The organism is Prevotella sp. E13-27 (assembly GCF_023217965.1).
Taxonomy (GTDB): domain Bacteria; phylum Bacteroidota; class Bacteroidia; order Bacteroidales; family Bacteroidaceae; genus Prevotella.
Genome location: NZ_JALPSC010000002.1, coordinates 20,021 through 35,668, shown reverse-complemented (window position 1 = coordinate 35,668; position 15,648 = coordinate 20,021). Strand labels below are relative to the sequence as shown.

The 15,648-nt window shown below is 42.5% G+C and carries 20 protein-coding genes; 9 read left to right on the top strand and 11 right to left on the bottom strand.

Annotated features, from left to right (window positions below; translation table 11 throughout):
• Positions 1 to 27: 27 nt before the first annotated feature.
• The 6 genes from M1L52_RS08975 to M1L52_RS08950 form a co-directional block, all read right to left on the bottom strand.
• Positions 28 to 963, bottom strand: coding sequence for a PD-(D/E)XK nuclease family protein (locus M1L52_RS08975; protein ID WP_248614635.1), 936 nt, complete (start codon positions 961 to 963; stop codon positions 28 to 30).
• 3 nt (positions 964 to 966) lie between these two features.
• Positions 967 to 1,770: a DUF1071 domain-containing protein gene (locus tag M1L52_RS08970; protein ID WP_248614634.1), complete on the bottom strand. Its 804-nt coding sequence runs from the start codon at positions 1,768 to 1,770 to the stop codon at positions 967 to 969.
• Positions 1,771 to 1,783: 13 nt separating this feature from the next.
• Positions 1,784 to 2,788 (bottom strand): hypothetical protein, encoded by a 1,005-nt coding sequence (locus M1L52_RS08965; RefSeq protein ID WP_248614633.1) that lies wholly within the window; start codon positions 2,786 to 2,788, stop codon positions 1,784 to 1,786.
• A gap of 3 nt (positions 2,789 to 2,791) precedes the next feature.
• Entirely contained in the window at positions 2,792 to 4,411 is a 1,620-nt protein-coding gene (locus tag M1L52_RS08960; RefSeq protein ID WP_248614632.1) for a hypothetical protein, read from the bottom strand.
• A gap of 131 nt (positions 4,412 to 4,542) precedes the next feature.
• The gene (locus M1L52_RS08955) at positions 4,543 to 5,562 is read right to left on the bottom strand and encodes a DUF3871 family protein (RefSeq protein WP_248614631.1); all 1,020 of its coding nucleotides are present in this window, start codon (positions 5,560 to 5,562) and stop codon (positions 4,543 to 4,545) included.
• Between the two features lie 133 nt (positions 5,563 to 5,695).
• Positions 5,696 to 5,911 carry a hypothetical protein gene (locus M1L52_RS08950; protein WP_248614630.1) on the bottom strand — a complete coding sequence of 72 codons (216 nt, stop codon included), beginning with the start codon at positions 5,909 to 5,911 and terminating at the stop codon, positions 5,696 to 5,698.
• A gap of 659 nt (positions 5,912 to 6,570) precedes the next feature.
• Between M1L52_RS08950 and M1L52_RS08945 the strand changes: the two genes are divergently transcribed.
• From M1L52_RS08945 to M1L52_RS08910, 8 genes are all read left to right on the top strand, one after another.
• Positions 6,571 to 6,888, top strand: a complete 318-nt coding sequence (locus M1L52_RS08945; protein WP_248614629.1) for a hypothetical protein — start codon at positions 6,571 to 6,573, stop codon at positions 6,886 to 6,888.
• On the top strand, positions 6,885 to 7,304 hold the full coding sequence (locus tag M1L52_RS08940; RefSeq protein ID WP_248614628.1) for a hypothetical protein: 420 nt from the start codon (positions 6,885 to 6,887) through the stop codon (positions 7,302 to 7,304). Before M1L52_RS08945 ends, M1L52_RS08940 begins: the two co-directional genes overlap by 4 nt.
• Before the next feature lie 99 nt (positions 7,305 to 7,403).
• Positions 7,404 to 7,679, top strand: coding sequence for a hypothetical protein (locus M1L52_RS08935; RefSeq protein ID WP_248613469.1), 276 nt, complete (start codon positions 7,404 to 7,406; stop codon positions 7,677 to 7,679).
• Positions 7,680 to 8,156: 477 nt separating this feature from the next.
• A complete protein-coding gene (locus M1L52_RS08930) occupies positions 8,157 to 10,115 on the top strand; it encodes a hypothetical protein (RefSeq protein WP_248614627.1) in 1,959 nt (652 codons plus the stop codon).
• A gap of 9 nt (positions 10,116 to 10,124) precedes the next feature.
• Positions 10,125 to 10,670 (top strand): hypothetical protein, encoded by a 546-nt coding sequence (locus tag M1L52_RS08925; protein ID WP_248614626.1) that lies wholly within the window; start codon positions 10,125 to 10,127, stop codon positions 10,668 to 10,670.
• A gap of 93 nt (positions 10,671 to 10,763) precedes the next feature.
• Positions 10,764 to 11,669, top strand: a complete 906-nt coding sequence (locus tag M1L52_RS08920; protein ID WP_248614625.1) for a hypothetical protein — start codon at positions 10,764 to 10,766, stop codon at positions 11,667 to 11,669.
• Between the two features lie 185 nt (positions 11,670 to 11,854).
• Positions 11,855 to 12,592, top strand: a complete 738-nt coding sequence (locus M1L52_RS08915) for a leucine-rich repeat domain-containing protein (RefSeq protein ID WP_248614624.1) — start codon at positions 11,855 to 11,857, stop codon at positions 12,590 to 12,592.
• Positions 12,589 to 13,305 carry a DNA adenine methylase gene (locus tag M1L52_RS08910; protein ID WP_262917988.1) on the top strand — a complete coding sequence of 239 codons (717 nt, stop codon included), beginning with the start codon at positions 12,589 to 12,591 and terminating at the stop codon, positions 13,303 to 13,305. The genes M1L52_RS08915 and M1L52_RS08910 overlap by 4 nt, the downstream gene beginning before the upstream one ends.
• Before the next feature lie 116 nt (positions 13,306 to 13,421).
• Here M1L52_RS08910 and M1L52_RS08905 read toward each other — a convergent pair whose 3' ends face one another.
• Together M1L52_RS08905 and M1L52_RS08900 are read right to left on the bottom strand one after the other, a co-directional pair.
• A complete protein-coding gene (locus M1L52_RS08905; protein ID WP_248613475.1) occupies positions 13,422 to 13,595 on the bottom strand; it encodes a hypothetical protein in 174 nt (57 codons plus the stop codon).
• A 14-nt stretch (positions 13,596 to 13,609) separates the two neighbouring features.
• The gene (locus M1L52_RS08900; protein WP_248613476.1) at positions 13,610 to 14,257 is read right to left on the bottom strand and encodes a hypothetical protein; all 648 of its coding nucleotides are present in this window, start codon (positions 14,255 to 14,257) and stop codon (positions 13,610 to 13,612) included.
• Positions 14,258 to 14,336: 79 nt separating this feature from the next.
• Here M1L52_RS08900 and M1L52_RS08895 point away from each other — a divergent pair, with 79 nt between their 5' ends.
• Entirely contained in the window at positions 14,337 to 14,765 is a 429-nt protein-coding gene (locus M1L52_RS08895) for a hypothetical protein (RefSeq protein WP_248613477.1), read from the top strand.
• A gap of 18 nt (positions 14,766 to 14,783) precedes the next feature.
• Here M1L52_RS08895 and M1L52_RS08890 read toward each other — a convergent pair whose 3' ends face one another.
• Genes M1L52_RS08890 through M1L52_RS08880 form a run of 3 tightly spaced genes read right to left on the bottom strand, consistent with a single transcriptional unit; the run spans position 14,784 to position 15,644 of the window.
• Complete coding sequence (locus M1L52_RS08890; RefSeq protein ID WP_248614622.1) at positions 14,784 to 15,020, bottom strand: hypothetical protein; 237 nt, start codon at positions 15,018 to 15,020, stop codon at positions 14,784 to 14,786.
• Positions 15,013 to 15,294, bottom strand: a complete 282-nt coding sequence (locus M1L52_RS08885) for a hypothetical protein (RefSeq protein WP_248614621.1) — start codon at positions 15,292 to 15,294, stop codon at positions 15,013 to 15,015. The genes M1L52_RS08890 and M1L52_RS08885 overlap by 8 nt, the downstream gene beginning before the upstream one ends.
• Positions 15,295 to 15,317: 23 nt before the next feature.
• A complete protein-coding gene (locus M1L52_RS08880; protein ID WP_248614620.1) occupies positions 15,318 to 15,644 on the bottom strand; it encodes a thioredoxin family protein in 327 nt (108 codons plus the stop codon).
• Positions 15,645 to 15,648: the final 4 nt, after the last annotated feature.

The following is a 15,648-nucleotide window of genomic DNA, read 5'->3' as shown; positions in this document are numbered from 1 at the left end:
CTATCCCCAGCCCTTCCGTTCTTGTTCTCATACTGCAATCGACAGGCTTCCCGCTACCTCAGACACTCTCATGTACTGGTCATAGTCATATTCAGGATGGTCGGTCTTGAATAGTGCCAGGTTAAATGATGAGCGTTGGGTTGGCAGTTTTCTTGTAAGCCTCATTGTGTCGGTTGCCCAGGTTCTCACGTTCTTCAATTCCATGTCTTTGAGAATCTTGGCCTTGATGCCGTTCAGTTTCTCTTCGATGGCTGCTTTCGTCTGGATAAGCTCACGGATGATAGTTTCCTGTGAGCGATATTCCTCTGGAATGCCGTATGGATTGATGAATTGTTCACCTCGTAGGTCTGTTGCCAACAAATCCTCACATATTTCAGAGGGGATTCTGTTGACAAAGATAATCTCGCTGATATGGTCGAAAGTACCGTCTTTCTTCTGCTTGTTACGCAGATGGATGATGAACAGTCGGCCAACCTTTGCTCCACGGTTCTGACGCTCGAAAAGCATGGCATAGATACTTAGCTGCCATCTTGCCTTCTCAGTCTTTTCCTGCGTCATCTGCCCATAAGTCTTGATGTCTCCAAGGTCAAAGGTATCATCGGACACCCTGTAAACCTTGTCAATCTGACTTGCATAATCCTTTCCATCTGTCACGGTGTACTCGGACGCTTCGTGAGTGAGATTAAATTCTGAGCACAAGGATATGTAGTCAATGACCTCCTGGGTCCCGTCACATATCCAGTTCGCATCGAAGTCCTCGCATGATGCGTGAACTCCAGTTCCGTATTCCGCTGCTGCATCTACGATATGCTTTGGAATACCCTCAAACTCTGTCGGGAAGAACTGCCTCTGCAAGACAGGTGTGATACCCGAAAGGAATTTGTCACCTAACAAGTAGGTATGATCCTCGGCGTTGAAAATAACACCGGAATCCTTCAGTTTGATTTTCTTCTTTGCTGCCATAGTTTATGCTGCTTGTTGAAGTTCGTATTTTCTCAATGTAAACAAAGCCTTGATAGCTTCGTTGCCCTCCACCTCGTTCTTGTGTTGGTTGTAGAGAGCCAAGAGAGAGTTGGTATCTTGCATTGCTGCAATAGCGGCTTTGATACCAGCATAGCGGTCATTGGCAGGCTGTGTCGGCTGTTGTACCGTTCTGCCCTTTCTCGTTGTCATAGCCTTCTTGGGCTTCACCTCTGCTGTTGTTGGAGCAGGGACTGTAGCCGTTGAAGCAGCAGTAGAGTCATCTGTTCCAGTTGCATTCTCTGGAAGATCCTCACCTGCATAGATGTAGAGACCCAATCCGAACATTGCAAGGTTCTTGACCAGGCACCTCATAAGGGTCTTGTTGATGTCGAACATGGAAACTGCCTCCACCGTCTTGTTGACATACTGGCGGTTGTTCCTGTCCCAGACCTGATACTCGTAAGGCTCCAGTTTCATTGGTTTCTGAGCACCGTTAAGAACTGGTAGCCACATCTGATGGGTCTGTTCGTTAGCCGTCACCTCTGTAAAGACCATCACGCCAATGGCAGGGTCGATGAAGTACGGCAGATTGGTTGTCGGGTTGTTGATAATGCGATAGGTGGCTGAAGGATAGACCTTCTTGAACTCACCCCAGGCATTAGCCCATGACAGGTATGTGAGGTTGTCACGCTTCTCACACTTGTCATTCACGTTAAGTGAACGGAGGGCCTCGAAAAACGCTGCCCTGATTTCGTCCTGGCTTGCTCCCTCTGGAAGTCCAGCCAAAATTTCATTGCTTTTACACATAATTGTTTGTTGTTTATTTGGTTAATACTTTTGTTGTTTTCTTGTTCTCCTGTTCTTGCCAGAAGAGGATGTCCTCCCTCGCCAGTTCATAGTTGTTTTCCAAATCCCCTTTGTTGATTTTGTCAGAGCCGTACCAGTCCTTGAACATGGCTTCGACTTCTCCAAAACTCATACTGGGATTATTGGTCAATAGGTCATAGATCTCGCTGTAGAGGTCATCGTAAACAGTATCGTAGTAGTTATGTCTTTCGAGGTAAGCGGTATCATCGACATGTGGGTACACTTTGGTACACGTCTCAATGATATGCTCCACGAAAGCCAAACAGTTAGAGACGGCTGGCTTGTACACAAATTCCTGGTCTGTGTGAGGCTTGTAATACCCACAGCTCAGGTTGATACACGAAACAGCCAGTCCGTTATCCTTCAGGGTCTCAATATCGGTCATCATTCCGTCGGTCTCTTTGTAACCGAACTTCTTATAACCAATTTCCTTCAGGAAGTCATCAGAGCATAGGGAAGTCCATCCAATCTGTGTTATCAGATCCTCATGCTCTCGTCTGTCAGGCTCAATCACAAAACGGCAGTCGTTGAAAAAATCCATGTCTGCCTTGTCTGAGCCTCTGCATCCCACCTCTTCCTCGACGAAAAACGCCAATTTGAGGCAGTCAAACTTTTGTAAACACATCAAGCCTATCCAAAGACCAACCTTGTCATCAGCCCCCAATCCTTGTTGTTCCTTCCGCTTGGGGGAGAATCCGATAATGATGTCCTCGGCTTCGTAGGCTATGAAGTCCTTAGAGTGTCTTTCCTGTACTTGATCCATGTGGGCCACGATACAGGGGTACGTTTCTGACTTGCCTTTGGTAACGTATAAGTTCCCTGGCTTGTCACACACAATCTTAGCACCTGGAACATTCTGCTTTATCCAGTTCCAGATGAACTTGCGAATCTTGCCCTCCCGTCCACTCTTGGAATGGATGCAAAAGAGCTTCTTCAATAGTGAAAAATCCGTTGTCATTGTTTAAGCTGCAAAATTGAATTCGATTAAGTCCTCATATCCGATGGGTTTCCCCACCTCCTCATTGATTGCATCGAAGTACATGCCGCCCCACTCATGGAAATCCCCTCGCTCTATCAGTTCAAAGAGTGATTCCTTGGAAATGGTCTTGTCCTCGTACTCCTGTGTGATGCAGTTGTATTGTCTGTAGGTCGTAATGTCGTTGGCATACAGGTAATACTCGTCATCATAGTCGGAATAGTGCCAATGCTCTTTCTTGTACTCCAACTCTGCCTCGTCCCGGCAGTCCTCACAGCAATAACCCTTTCCTGTTATGCTGCTCTCGTAAACATCGTCATCCTCATCGTAATACGCTGGGTTGAGCATCTTCTCCCCACACTTCGGACAGGTCACAACGTCATCCTCGTGATACCATTTTTCGTTAAACCGAACAAAATCATCACGATCCTCAATGTCAACAGTCTCTTCGTTGCCATGATAGTAGCAAGTACAAACCTCCCATGCGTCTCTGTCATGGTAGGAATCATACTCGTCAGGTTCTTCTTCGTCGCCATTCTCTGATGCGTCCAGGCTACCCTCCGTTACGTCAAGTGAATAATCTCCAGCCTCATAGTTGTAGGCTTTGTGATGATACATAGAGTACCATTTGAAGGTGTCCTGGTAACTGAGAATATCATCCCAGTCAAGGTCACAGTCAATATGGAAATCTTTGTCAGCGAGCGAGTTTCCATGAATGTCAATAATGGAACTTGCGTCTGAACATGCTGCCCCTATCTTCTTATAGCAGTCAATCTCACCAGCCTGAATCAGTGCGTCTATGAGTGCCTGTTTGTAAACATCGTTGCAGCCGACCGCATATTGGCGTTCTGCATAACGATACCTGTTACCTTCCTTGTCGTAGACCTCTGGCCATACGATGCAACGGGCGATAATCATTCCGTCCTCATCTTCGAGATAAGCCGCTTTTGCAGTCACGGCATCCTTGTAGAAAGAATGAAGGTCTTTGTTTACCATGCAGGAAACGAAAGCATCTGAGTCCTCGTCGTAGCCTTTCAAACGGCTGGAATCATAGATGTCTGAGAAGTTGTCATTCACATACAACTTGTTCTTTGGCAGCTTGCCGATTGAGTAGGCTTGCCAGTCACGGGCAAACTCTTCACAGAGATATGTGACCACCTCTTGCGGAAGGGACTTACCGAACTTGGTACATTCGATAAGCTTCTTGTAGAACTTGCCGCACTTCATCTTCCAAGGGCGATTGTTCTCATTGTTGACGTAGCGTACAGCATTGGGGGTTCCATCTTCACAGATGCCGTTCATGCTGTCAAGGGAATAGATGTCACTAAAGTAGGTCACGCCCAATAGGTTGACCTCGTAGCGAAGTTTACTGCTCTTGGCTCCGCTTTCATGGAGCTTCTTGATGCAGACGTTTTTGAGATCCACCATGTTCTTGATGCTGAGTAAGGTGAAATCTCCACTTTCAATGGCTCTTTTATGAACCGCTTTGTCCTTCAGGAGAGCCAGCAGGATTTTGTTCTTCCTCGCCTTTTCTTCTCCGAACACGCGAACACCGAAAATTTCTTGAAACTCGGTGTAGTTGCTGAATGATTTGATGTAAAGCATAATTTGTTTTGTTTTTAATTGTTATTAAAATTGTTTTCTGTTCTCGCAAATGAAAAAAGGGAGGCCACCACCTGTTACAGTGATAGTCTCCCTCTTCGGTTGACATTTGAGGTTGTTGTTCCTCTGTGTCTTTACTCGATAAACCAACTCCAGGCATCGTCATCTTTGTTGATTGCTGATGCCACGCCTTTAGCACACTGGTATGCGTTGCAGGAACGCTCCAATGTCACGTCAATGTAGTTGTTCTTGTAATTTGTCAGTAGCATATAGAATTGCCATGCCGTGATTTCTCGTCCGAATCCACCAAAGTTCTCGTCGGTGTAGTAGTCACGGATCATGTTGTTCAGCTGTGCCTCTGGAAGTGTGAATTCAGGTAGGCCAAGCTCGTTCTTCATGCTCGTCGGTAGAGCTGTTGCCATTCTCGCACGGCCCAGGAATTGAGCCAAGGTGCTGACGGTGACAACAGTATCGTTCAGTCGTCTCATGTCATCAAGGTGCTGCTTGTAGTTGTACTGCTTGAAAAGTTCGATGCAATACTTGTAGAAGTCGGCAGTATTAGTTACCTTGATGGCCAGGTTTACTCCATCAGTACAGACCATGCCATTGGTGCATACGGTATTCAGAAAACCGATTGCCAGTTTGAAGGTCTGCTTCTGGGATGAATTACCCAGTAGGTTGCAATCTGCATAGTTTCGTACAAGGCATACCTGTAGATGGCAGATGCTTCCGTTGATGTCGTGTGAGATAGATGGAATTTCAATCATTGCCATCGCTCTCTGATAGTAGGAATCGCTGTCCTCTGGATTCAGGTTCTCGACCAGTTTGCCAGCTCCGAAGCGGTTCCGTAGTTTCATTTCATGTGATACTCTTACGACGGGGGCATTGATTTCCTGTCCGTCGAAATATGTACTCACTGCATCCATTACGGTGCTGATAGCTTCCGTATGGCTGATAGTTTCCACGTTGTCCCGGCTGAAAACGGGAGTCAACATGTCACCAAGTTCTGTAAGCCCTATTTCCTTTGTGTTACCAAGGATGAAGGGGCTGCGTGTCTCTGGTTCAGGCTCGACTACCACCATTGCGGCGTTGTCTGCTTCCTGTTCCACTGTAGGTGTAAAGCCTACTGTCTGATTGTTGTTCTTCTTTGCCATAATTGTTATAATGGTTTTAAAAGTTAAAGACTATGGGGGTCTGGGCTTTTTACCCAGAATCCCCCTGAGTTTTTTTAGTGCTTTCAAGACCGCTAGTGTGGCCTCTAAGCAGGTTATGAGTACGTCCGTCGCGTCATTGCTGCTCATTTACGTTAGGTGCGATACTCTCCGTTGTTGTAGTAGGAGCATCTACCTCTTCGGCTGCTCCAGCGTTCTTGTTCTTGTGGATCTTCTTGCAGACCCAAGGGCAAATCTCGTTCTTGACCAGGCGATATGCGTGACATGCAATGTCTACCACCATAATAACGTCACCGATTACCCTCACTTTTCTAAAAATTCTCTTGTTCATTGTTCTCTTGTTTTTAAAGTTAATATTGATGTTAAATTTCTCTTGTTGTTTCTTATTCAAAAATAAAGTGAGCAGATGACTACCTTCCTCAGATAGCATCCACTCATTTCTAGTTCTGCCTTTTCCCAAACCATCAAGTCCAATCACTTTAGTATTGGAAATGATGACCGAATCCCAACGGCACGGCCTGGAGTTTCCTCTGACACTCTTCGCATCAGTTCTCCACGCCCAATAAAATTAAATGTTAGAGTCTTGGTAGACATTCTAATTCTACCACTCTAACAACGTTGTATTTCTCTCATTTATAAGGGTTTGAGTACCTTCTGAGACGGTCGTTTTCAAGGGTTAAAAACAGGTAAAAATATGCCGTTTTTTAGGGCTTTGTAACCTGTAACCTCTATTTCCTTTGGTGGGGACTGATAGCCATATACCCCCTGCCTCTTTTTTCTGGGTTACAAGGTTACAATTGGCCTAAATCATTGTCATTCAGGCTCAATTCTTGTAACCTCATGTGTAACTATGCTGTAACTTCAAATCGAAAAAACGCGGTCAAACTCGGCTGATACTCTTAGGATGTGAATAGAGGATTATTGCATTGGATCCTCCCCTGAAAAATGATTGGTTTGTAAATTTTGGAGATTATGGATTTTAGCAATTTAATGAACGCTTTGTTTGGCACTAATTCGAGACCAGACATAGTGAATGAGACTCAGGAGGTGGCTGCTCCTGTTGTTGAGAAAGAGATTAGTCCATCAGTACCATTACCTTCAAATGGTAAATATGATGCTGATGTCGAAGCCTTGCGTAATAAGCATGGCAACTTTGATACTGGACTCTGCATTGAGGAAACATTGCAAGACTTGTTGACTTTATGCCCCAGGACTAGACCCAGGACAGACGCATATCAGGGCTTGGTGTCCTACTTGAAAGCAGAGTTTGGTGTTACGTTGAACATTAAATCAAGGAAGAGAAAATGAAAATTTGGTATTTTGGAAAAGTCTATGACCTGGATCAGATGACAGACGTAGATATTGAGAAGGACATTGAGGCCAGAATAGAGGAATTCACAGGCAAAGTAATTGGCGTAAGTGTGAAACCTACTGATGAAGGCTATGAGGTGATAATTCATAGAAGCCTGAATGTGGAAGTAAAAGATGGCCTGATATTGGAGCCTGACACTTTCATTATTAGCGGAGAAGGGTACAGCGGATTCATGCCGGAGTACCAGAGTATTGGATGCTTTGCTCATTTCCCTGGCTTTGTGCATTACCTAGATCTGCCTGAATTTGAAAAGGCATGTAAGCGAAACGTGGAGTATTATACTGGCCAGAAAGTGAAGAAGGCTACAGTGACAGAATGGATCAATATGCTTGTCCTCGATGTGAAGTTTTAACTGCTGATAAAAGGAAAACATGGAATCCTGATATTATTTTTAGCTGACGAATAACGAAAATCTATATTGGGATTCCACTTATTTTAACCTGTAGACACTATGAAACATGATATGAAAGTTGAAGAGAGATACTTTTCAGAAGATATAAATTCACTGAAAGCTTATGACGAGGGATTTGGAACCGCTTATGACAATGGCGGTTCCTATGTACTGACTATCCAACTGTCTAAACTGAATGAGCTTTGTCCTCGTAAAACTCTGAACAAACAGATGTACCAGAGACTTGTCACTTTCCTGTATGAGAAGGGGATTACCCTTCGAATACTGTCAAGGAAGAGGGACAAGTCTATTGAAGAAGAAACTGAAGGAAACTGAATGAAACTATCTCAAATTGACTTGGTAATTGGCAAATTGTCAGATTTGCTAATTGCCAATGGGAGAACAGAAAAATACTATCCCTAAACCTGTCTGACTTGGAAATTATCAGGATGGCAAGCCTGATGATTGACAAGGATAGACAGAAAAAGCCTTATTGAAGATGAATTGTACTATACTATCCCTATTGAAAGATAATGATAATGGTTTCCTTCAATTTGGAAAAATCATAAAGGTGGCAGGGATGGAACGTAGGCGAAGCCGAAGTGGAATGGTACGGTCGGTGCCACCTTTAATGGAAAACAATAACATTTCCCAAAGATTGACTTTCGCTTCGCTCAGTCAACCTTCAGACTATTATAGTCAATATTTGTGGTCATTTTTTGGAGTAAAACACGTATTCTCCTATATAAGAGAAAAAAAGACACAAAAAAGACACAATACAGAATTTTCAGTAATACAGAAAAATAACCATATATGATATTTGACAGAGGAAAAATTAGAGTTGACAATGGTGTAGAGTACATTATGGAATGGACTGATGATAATGGCAGATGTAAGTTTGACCAGTATCTCACCAATGGGAAAATGATAGTCAACAAGGTAATGACTGGTTGCGGATTCACTACTTACAGTCTCAAAAACCAGGAGAACACTATATTGGTTTCTCCACGAATAAGATTGCTGCAAGAGAAAGAAAGGGACTTCAACCAAAACAACAACCAGTTATGCTATTACTTCAACCGTGAAAGAGACTACAAAAACAAAGAGAAGAAGAGCATTGAACAGTTGGTTGAAGAGTTCAAGGATTATAAACAACTATGTGATAAGTACAACAGACCAATGAAACTGATGGTGACTTATGATTCTTTCGCCAATTTGATGACAATGCTGGAAAGGATATTTGAATTAGACATAAACCTTCTTTTCCGTATTGTCATAGATGAATCCCACACTATCATTAAAGATGTTCTGATAAAGGAGTATAACAATAAGTGTGTACTGTCATCCTTTCTTCATAAGTTGTTTCAGTATGAGAAGCTTTTGTTCATTTCTGCAACGCCAATAATTGACTATATGCAGGAGGTTCCAGAGTTCGCAGCATACAATGTTGAATATGTTGAGCTTGACTGGCCAAATAAGGTTCCGATAGACACAAGGCACTATAGCTGCAAGAACGCTAAAGATGCTTTCAATAGTATATACAGCTACTATTCCAGGCATATAGATCCACATAACAGACACTATTTCGATGTCATTCACTACGGCGAAGGACTAAGTGATTATAGCTATGAGGCGGTTGTGTTCCTAAATAGTGTAGATGATATAAAGGATATTGTCAGTGGATATGTGACCAAGAAGCAGCTCATTGACATTTCTGAGATAACTGTTATATGTGCCAATACAAAGGAGAATGCGACGAAATTACGCAAGGCACATCCCCAACTTGAAATAAAGGCTTCTATTCCCAAAAAGGGCGAGAGGCATACGACATGGACTTTTGTTACCAGAACTGCATTTGAGGGTGTTGATTTCTACAGTCCCTGTGCCAGTACCTATGTAATAGCCAACTACTATGTGGGAAGTTTGCAGTTAGACATAGCATCGGATATTCCCCAGATTATTGGCAGACAAAGACTAAAGACCAATGTGTTCAGGAATATTCTTCATATCTATTACAAGGAAAACATAAGCATAATAGATGATGATTTGTTCGAGGCCAAGAGAAAGGAAAAGATGGAAAGGAGCCTAATCAGAATCTCCAACTGGACTTATATAATGGATGACCAAGGTAAAAGTGCTTATCTACATGATGTGTCTCGTACAATAGACGATGACCCCAATTATCTATATATCAAGACTGTTAATGGGAAACCAGAGATAGATAACTTGATAATAGTATCGGAAAACTATTGTCGGGACATTTTGAAGAACCATATTAGTTGGTATTGTATGGGGCCTGCGAAATTACACAGGCAATATTCTCCCCAGGTTATGCAACTGAAAGACAATTTGGAGGCCATTGCTACCCCCAAAAAGAACCAGGATAGGATAAAGGCGATATTATATTGCTTCCAAAAACATCCTGAATGTCAAAGGGAGATATTTGGTATGCTGCATGACGAGGGATATAATGATGTAGCCTATTACTTCAATATGCTATCAACCGAAAGGATTATTGCCAATGGCTGTGACCCTTGGAAGATGGATCAGGAACTACGGCATGTAAGCGGTGAAACTGACATTAAAGACCTTGTAGCTTCTTTATTCGAGAATGGCGAGGTTTACAGCAAGAAAGACGTGAAGTGGATGCTACAGGAAGTTTATGACAAGATGGGTATTGCAAAAACGGCGAAAGCAAGTGAACTACCGAACTATATACCTTGCAAGATTACCAATAAAGACGGATTAAAAGCATATAGGATAACAATTTAAGAATATGTTATGGCAACATTGAAAATTAGTGACCTGGAGTTTGCAAAGAAGCTGACTCCAACATTTAGAGACCACCTTGAACGCTTCTTGCCTCAGTGGTTGGATTCACTCGTACCATATTATGAGGAAGCGAAAGCCATTGGAGCAGATATGTTCAAGTTGCAAGATACTATGCCTTGTGGTGGCGAGTATTCATTATTTGAAAAGGACGGCATTGGTTATTACTTGACCGATTTCCCTTGGTTGAAGTGTCTGTCATTCAACTCAGACTACAAATATATAAAATGCTACTGGTATCAATGCTTTGTGGATTTCTACCCAAGGCTTGATACGGATTGGAAAGAGCGAATACATAATTTCGGGGCTTATAACTGGTATATGTATAGGCCATTCAACATGAAGGAAGGATATGACTGTGTAGCCAAAAGAGTAGATGATTATTTCAAGGCCATCACCAATGATCCAGATGTTACATTCATGCTGAGTGGAACTTCTGCAATATGCCTTACTCCGAAAGGCGTAAGATGGATAAAGGACTATTGTAAGTTAGAGTAGGCATCGGAGGATCTCAGGACAGAAACAGGAGGGATAGTTGACTAATGACAATCAGCTATCCCTTCTTCTATTAACCTAAAACACAAATTTCAAATGTCGAAACAGATAGTAACCGTCGGGAAGAGACGGAAATATAACAAAGACAGCCTTACATGGGTAGCCGGTAAGGGATGGCAGGGCGTTGTTTATATTTATAGACTTGATGCGCCTGGTGATGAAAAGGATGGCTGGGTTTATGTCGGTTGTACCCCAGAGGAAGAGACACGCAAGAACAGATGGAACAAACCCAAAAGTAAGTATGCCGGGAAGAAGATTGCTGCTGCAAGGAGAAGATATGCTCTTATCAACTTCAAATATACTGTAGTAGATACCCTCTATGACAGGGACATTGACAAACTGGTTGAGAAGCTGGAGGATCGAGAGAAAGACTTTATCAAGATGTTTGATTCTTTCGAGCATGGTTTCAACAGCAATAAAGGTGGGACTGGTCGTAAAGGTACAAAGATAAGCTTGGAAGAGATAGCGCGTCGGAACAAGACACGCAAGGATAATGGTTTCCATCATACGGATGCTGCCAAGCAAAAGATTAGTGCAGCCAGTAAGAAACGCAGGAAAACCCAAGCTGAGAAAAATAAAATCTCCGCTTCCAACTCTGGTAAGAAGCGCACAGAGAAAATGAAAAAAGCCCAAAGTGACAGGATGAAAGGCATAGAACCTACTGCTGCTACTGAAGGTGCTAAGAAATGGCGTGACAAGAATGGCGGTGGCTATTGGAAAGGACAGAAGATGTCAGATGAAGCCAAGGCCAACATGAAAGCTGCTCAACAAAGATGTGCAGGTGTCAAGGTCAGGGCAAAGTTCATAGATGGTACTGTTATGGACTTCCTTACAAAGTCTGACGCTGCTAATCATTTTGGAGTCAGTATCGCAGCCATTGATTACTGTATAGTCCACAAAGCCTTTTCCAAGAAGGCTCAGGTGTGGTTTGAAAAAATTTAATAAGTAGCCATAAATTAAATTTTGCCCTGTGATGGTCTCTCTCGCTTGGCTGTCACGGGGCTTTTATTAAGAGAAGTAAGGGGACTACCCTTTGAGATTACAATGAGAAGATATAATTCATTTTCCAGCCAGGATCAGGAGGTCTTGGTCAGGAACGTCAGGATATTGCACCTGTCGAAAAGAGTTTGCAATATAGAAAGGAGGTGCTTACCGTGCATTATTTAAGAACATTTGAATTCATGGGTGAGTACCAGAAAGAGAAATATAGCATGGGATTTCCTCATATAGCAGCTGTAAGTGGGACAACCATCTTCTTGGGCGAAAAAAGCATATTTGAAGTCTCAGATGATGTTGTTAAACGTATTCTATTGGAGAAATGGAATCAGGTAGGTAGTCTAAAAATGACATACGGAGAAATCGTTGCTGTTCGTGACATAACGGGATGGTTTGAGGGAAATACTGGCATTGTTGACTTCAAGGAGTACCGTTATTTTGAGGGGATGGATTATGTGCCGGGTAGATGCTTTGCTCACTGCACTTCCCTCCGTTCAATCGTCATGCCCCCAACCATAACAACTATCTGGGACATGGCGTTTGGGAATACGGATTCATTGCAGGAGGTTGTTATACCTGAAAGTGTAGTGCATATAAAGGACAATGCTTTCAATTCAAGCGGCCTCATATCAGTGACCGTTCCCAAGAATGTTGAGGATATAGGCGATTACGTCTGGTGTCATTGCCATAACCTCAGAGAAGCCACGTTTGAATCAGTGAATCCACCTAGGATGAATGGTGGCACACTATTCTCAGACTGTCCTAACCTGACTACAGTGTATGTGCCAGGAAAATCTATAGATAGGTATAAGAGGGCAAGGGGCTGGAGATACTTTGCCGAAAAGATGAAACCAATAGAAGAGAAATGAAATATCAAGGATCTAAGGCAAGGATAGTAGATGAAATCCTGCCTATTATGTTAGATAAGATGCGACCTAATCAAGCAATCGTCGATGCGTTTGTGGGCGGTTGTAGTGTCATCCAAAACGTACCTCCAGAGTATAAGAGAATAGCTAATGACAATAACCGCTACCTTATCGCTATGTGGAAAGAGCTGACAACGACGAACTGGAAGCCTCCCACGACGATTGAAAAACCGTTCTATGATAAGGTTAGGGAATCCTGGCATAAGAACGATGGGAAATATAGTGATGCCCTCATTGGCTGGGTAGGTTTTATGGGGTCGAGGAATGGGAGGTTCTTTGATGGTGGATATAGTGGTCATAATGCTAAAGGCAGGGACTACATATCGGAGAACATCAGGAACACTTCACGCCAAATACCTTTCCTTATGGGGGTTGAATGGCAATGTGGAAGTTATGAATGTATCTCTATGCCGAAAGCCTCACTGGTTTATTACGATCCACCTTACAAGGGAACTTACGGCTATTCGACATCCAAGAACTTCGACCATGATAGGTTTTATGATTGGGCGAGGCAGATGAAACGAGACGGCCACTTGGTCTACATCAGCGAGTATAATATGCCAGGGGACTTTTCATGTGTTTGGCAGAAGCAGATAACTAATAGCGTCAACCTTACCAAGACCTATCTGGCTACGGAAAGGTTATGGACGTTGTGAAGAAAAAGAAGAGAGAGGTAGCTTTTACACTACTTTCTCTCTTTGTTTTCTTCTTCCTAACCATTAGAAAAAAGAGTCAAGTTATAGAAGAAGTCTTTGCCTTGCCATGTTAGAGATTAGTCCCAATAATCACTATCATATGCACTAACACAATATTTAATTGAAGGTTTCTGCATCTGGTTCTTTATAAGTAGCGCACCGATAATAATAGCAATTGGTACAGCGGCTATCTTACATACTTCTTTAACTTTCTTCATAATCGTCTCATTCTTAATTTCTTTGTTTTCCATTTTTGTTTGTTTTTTTAATGTTGTCTACTATAGATAATTCCATTAAATCGACCAGTAGAACATAAATTACAACCATTACAATTTCCTGGGCATTTATACACTCCTTTTCCGATGGCCATATTGTCATATTCCACACCTGGCACACATTTGTATTCTCTCGCTGCCCCTTGAATATTTGGTAGCGAACCATTTACCACGATGTAAGGTGCATCCCTAAAGTCAAGGTCAGACCTACATGTATATGTGTACGTTTTAATTCCTCGCGTCATATCAAAGTACCTTGCAATCTTATTCCATTGTCTCACCTGATTCTGGTCTCGAAAATCACCAGCTTCATCAAGTCGAATAAGTGTTATCGGTTCTGGTGCATTGTCTATATATGCTTCCATTAGAGAAACAATTTCTGTAGTGCGAGCATTGGTTAACCATCGTTCCATAACAAGATTCTTATGTTTGTAATTTGGATAAATCCTTTCGCACTTTAAGGCATAACATACATTCTCTACTTTACACAGACCTAATGCTCTACTAGGACAATGTTCTGCTGACGTAAGGTTTACTATCAATGTGGAACGGGGGATTTTAGTATTTCCATACGCAAAGGCTATTCCCCCAAAACCTTCAAGATATTTACATTGCAATACCTTTATCTTCTTTTTCATTACATAGTTAAGAAATTGAAGGGAATTTGAATTTACCGCCAAAATCTTAACTATGATATATACTTAAAAATCAAACAAAATGAGCAAGAAGAATTTGAAAGAGACAAAGCCTAGTAAAGAGAAAAAGCAGTTATCTACAATTCACCTAATTCAGGGTTATGTGGTAAGTATGGAACGTAGGCTTAACTACGGACTTACACCATACCTCCATTATGCCGAGTTCCCAAAGGAAATGTTGCAAGGAGTTGATTACGTTCCATGTTGTATTAGATTCCCTTTTTCGGAGCCAGTAATGATAGGAATAGATTTAGGCAAAGAAGAATACGATGATTGCTATAGGGTAAATGTAGATAGTCTTGTAATGGGATTGTCACGATATTACAAGCACCTTGACGAAGATGGATTATTAGGGAATCATGTATTTAGCGACCTTTGGATAGAAGGTTTGGACTACATAGAGGGAATACTCTTCGTACATGTTATGGATCTTTCGGAAGAGCCGGTGTAACGACCTGCTCTATCTTTTTTATACTCCAAACACGAACTTACTTCCTCTCGCTCCTTCTCCATCATAGTCACAAGCTAATGGAAACTGGCAGCAAAGGTCACTGACAGCATCTTCATCGAGGTGGGTAGCCAGTTCAAGTTCAATCGCATCTAGTCGCTCCGAATAGCTCAGGTTCCAGATGCCACAACCAACAGCAGCATCAACAACAGTCCTGATTTCATCCTGAGTACGCCAGATGCTATCGAAGTCAGTCATAATACTCTATCTTCAATTCCTCGTTAACATTGAAGTCATCGTGGAAGTTATCATCGTACTTATAGACCAGTCGCAAGCCACGATAGACCGATGGAACCTTCAGGACTTCCAACAGATGCCACTTGGGGTTTCCAAAGTCGTAGGAGGCACGATCCGGAACTATTCGGTTTGATGTGTAGTCAAAGTGATAGTAGCCACCACCTATGCACTGGTCGCCTGGTTTTAGCAAGTCCTTATGCTGATTCACCATGCCAAGGCGAAAGAAGCCGTCCATTGTGATAATAAATTTGGGTAGTGTCATTGGTCGAGCATTTCAATATATCGGTTAATGTTATACCTCAATTCTTCCAAATCTATGAACTGTGAGCCTCGATAGACTTCTTTACCCTCCATCAGCAGTAACACAGTTGGCCCCGAATAAACCAAGAAGCGACTGGCAATTAAAGGCTCTTCAATTATATCAGTATAGAATGAGCAAAGCGAAGGAAACCTATCTGTCACCTGTCCCACCTTATCAAGCATGACATTACAGACTCCACAATCAGGAGCTTTAATATAGAATAGACACAGACGGTTTTCTGCTATAGTCTGTTCTATATCCTGTATGTTTGTCAGATGCTTCATACTG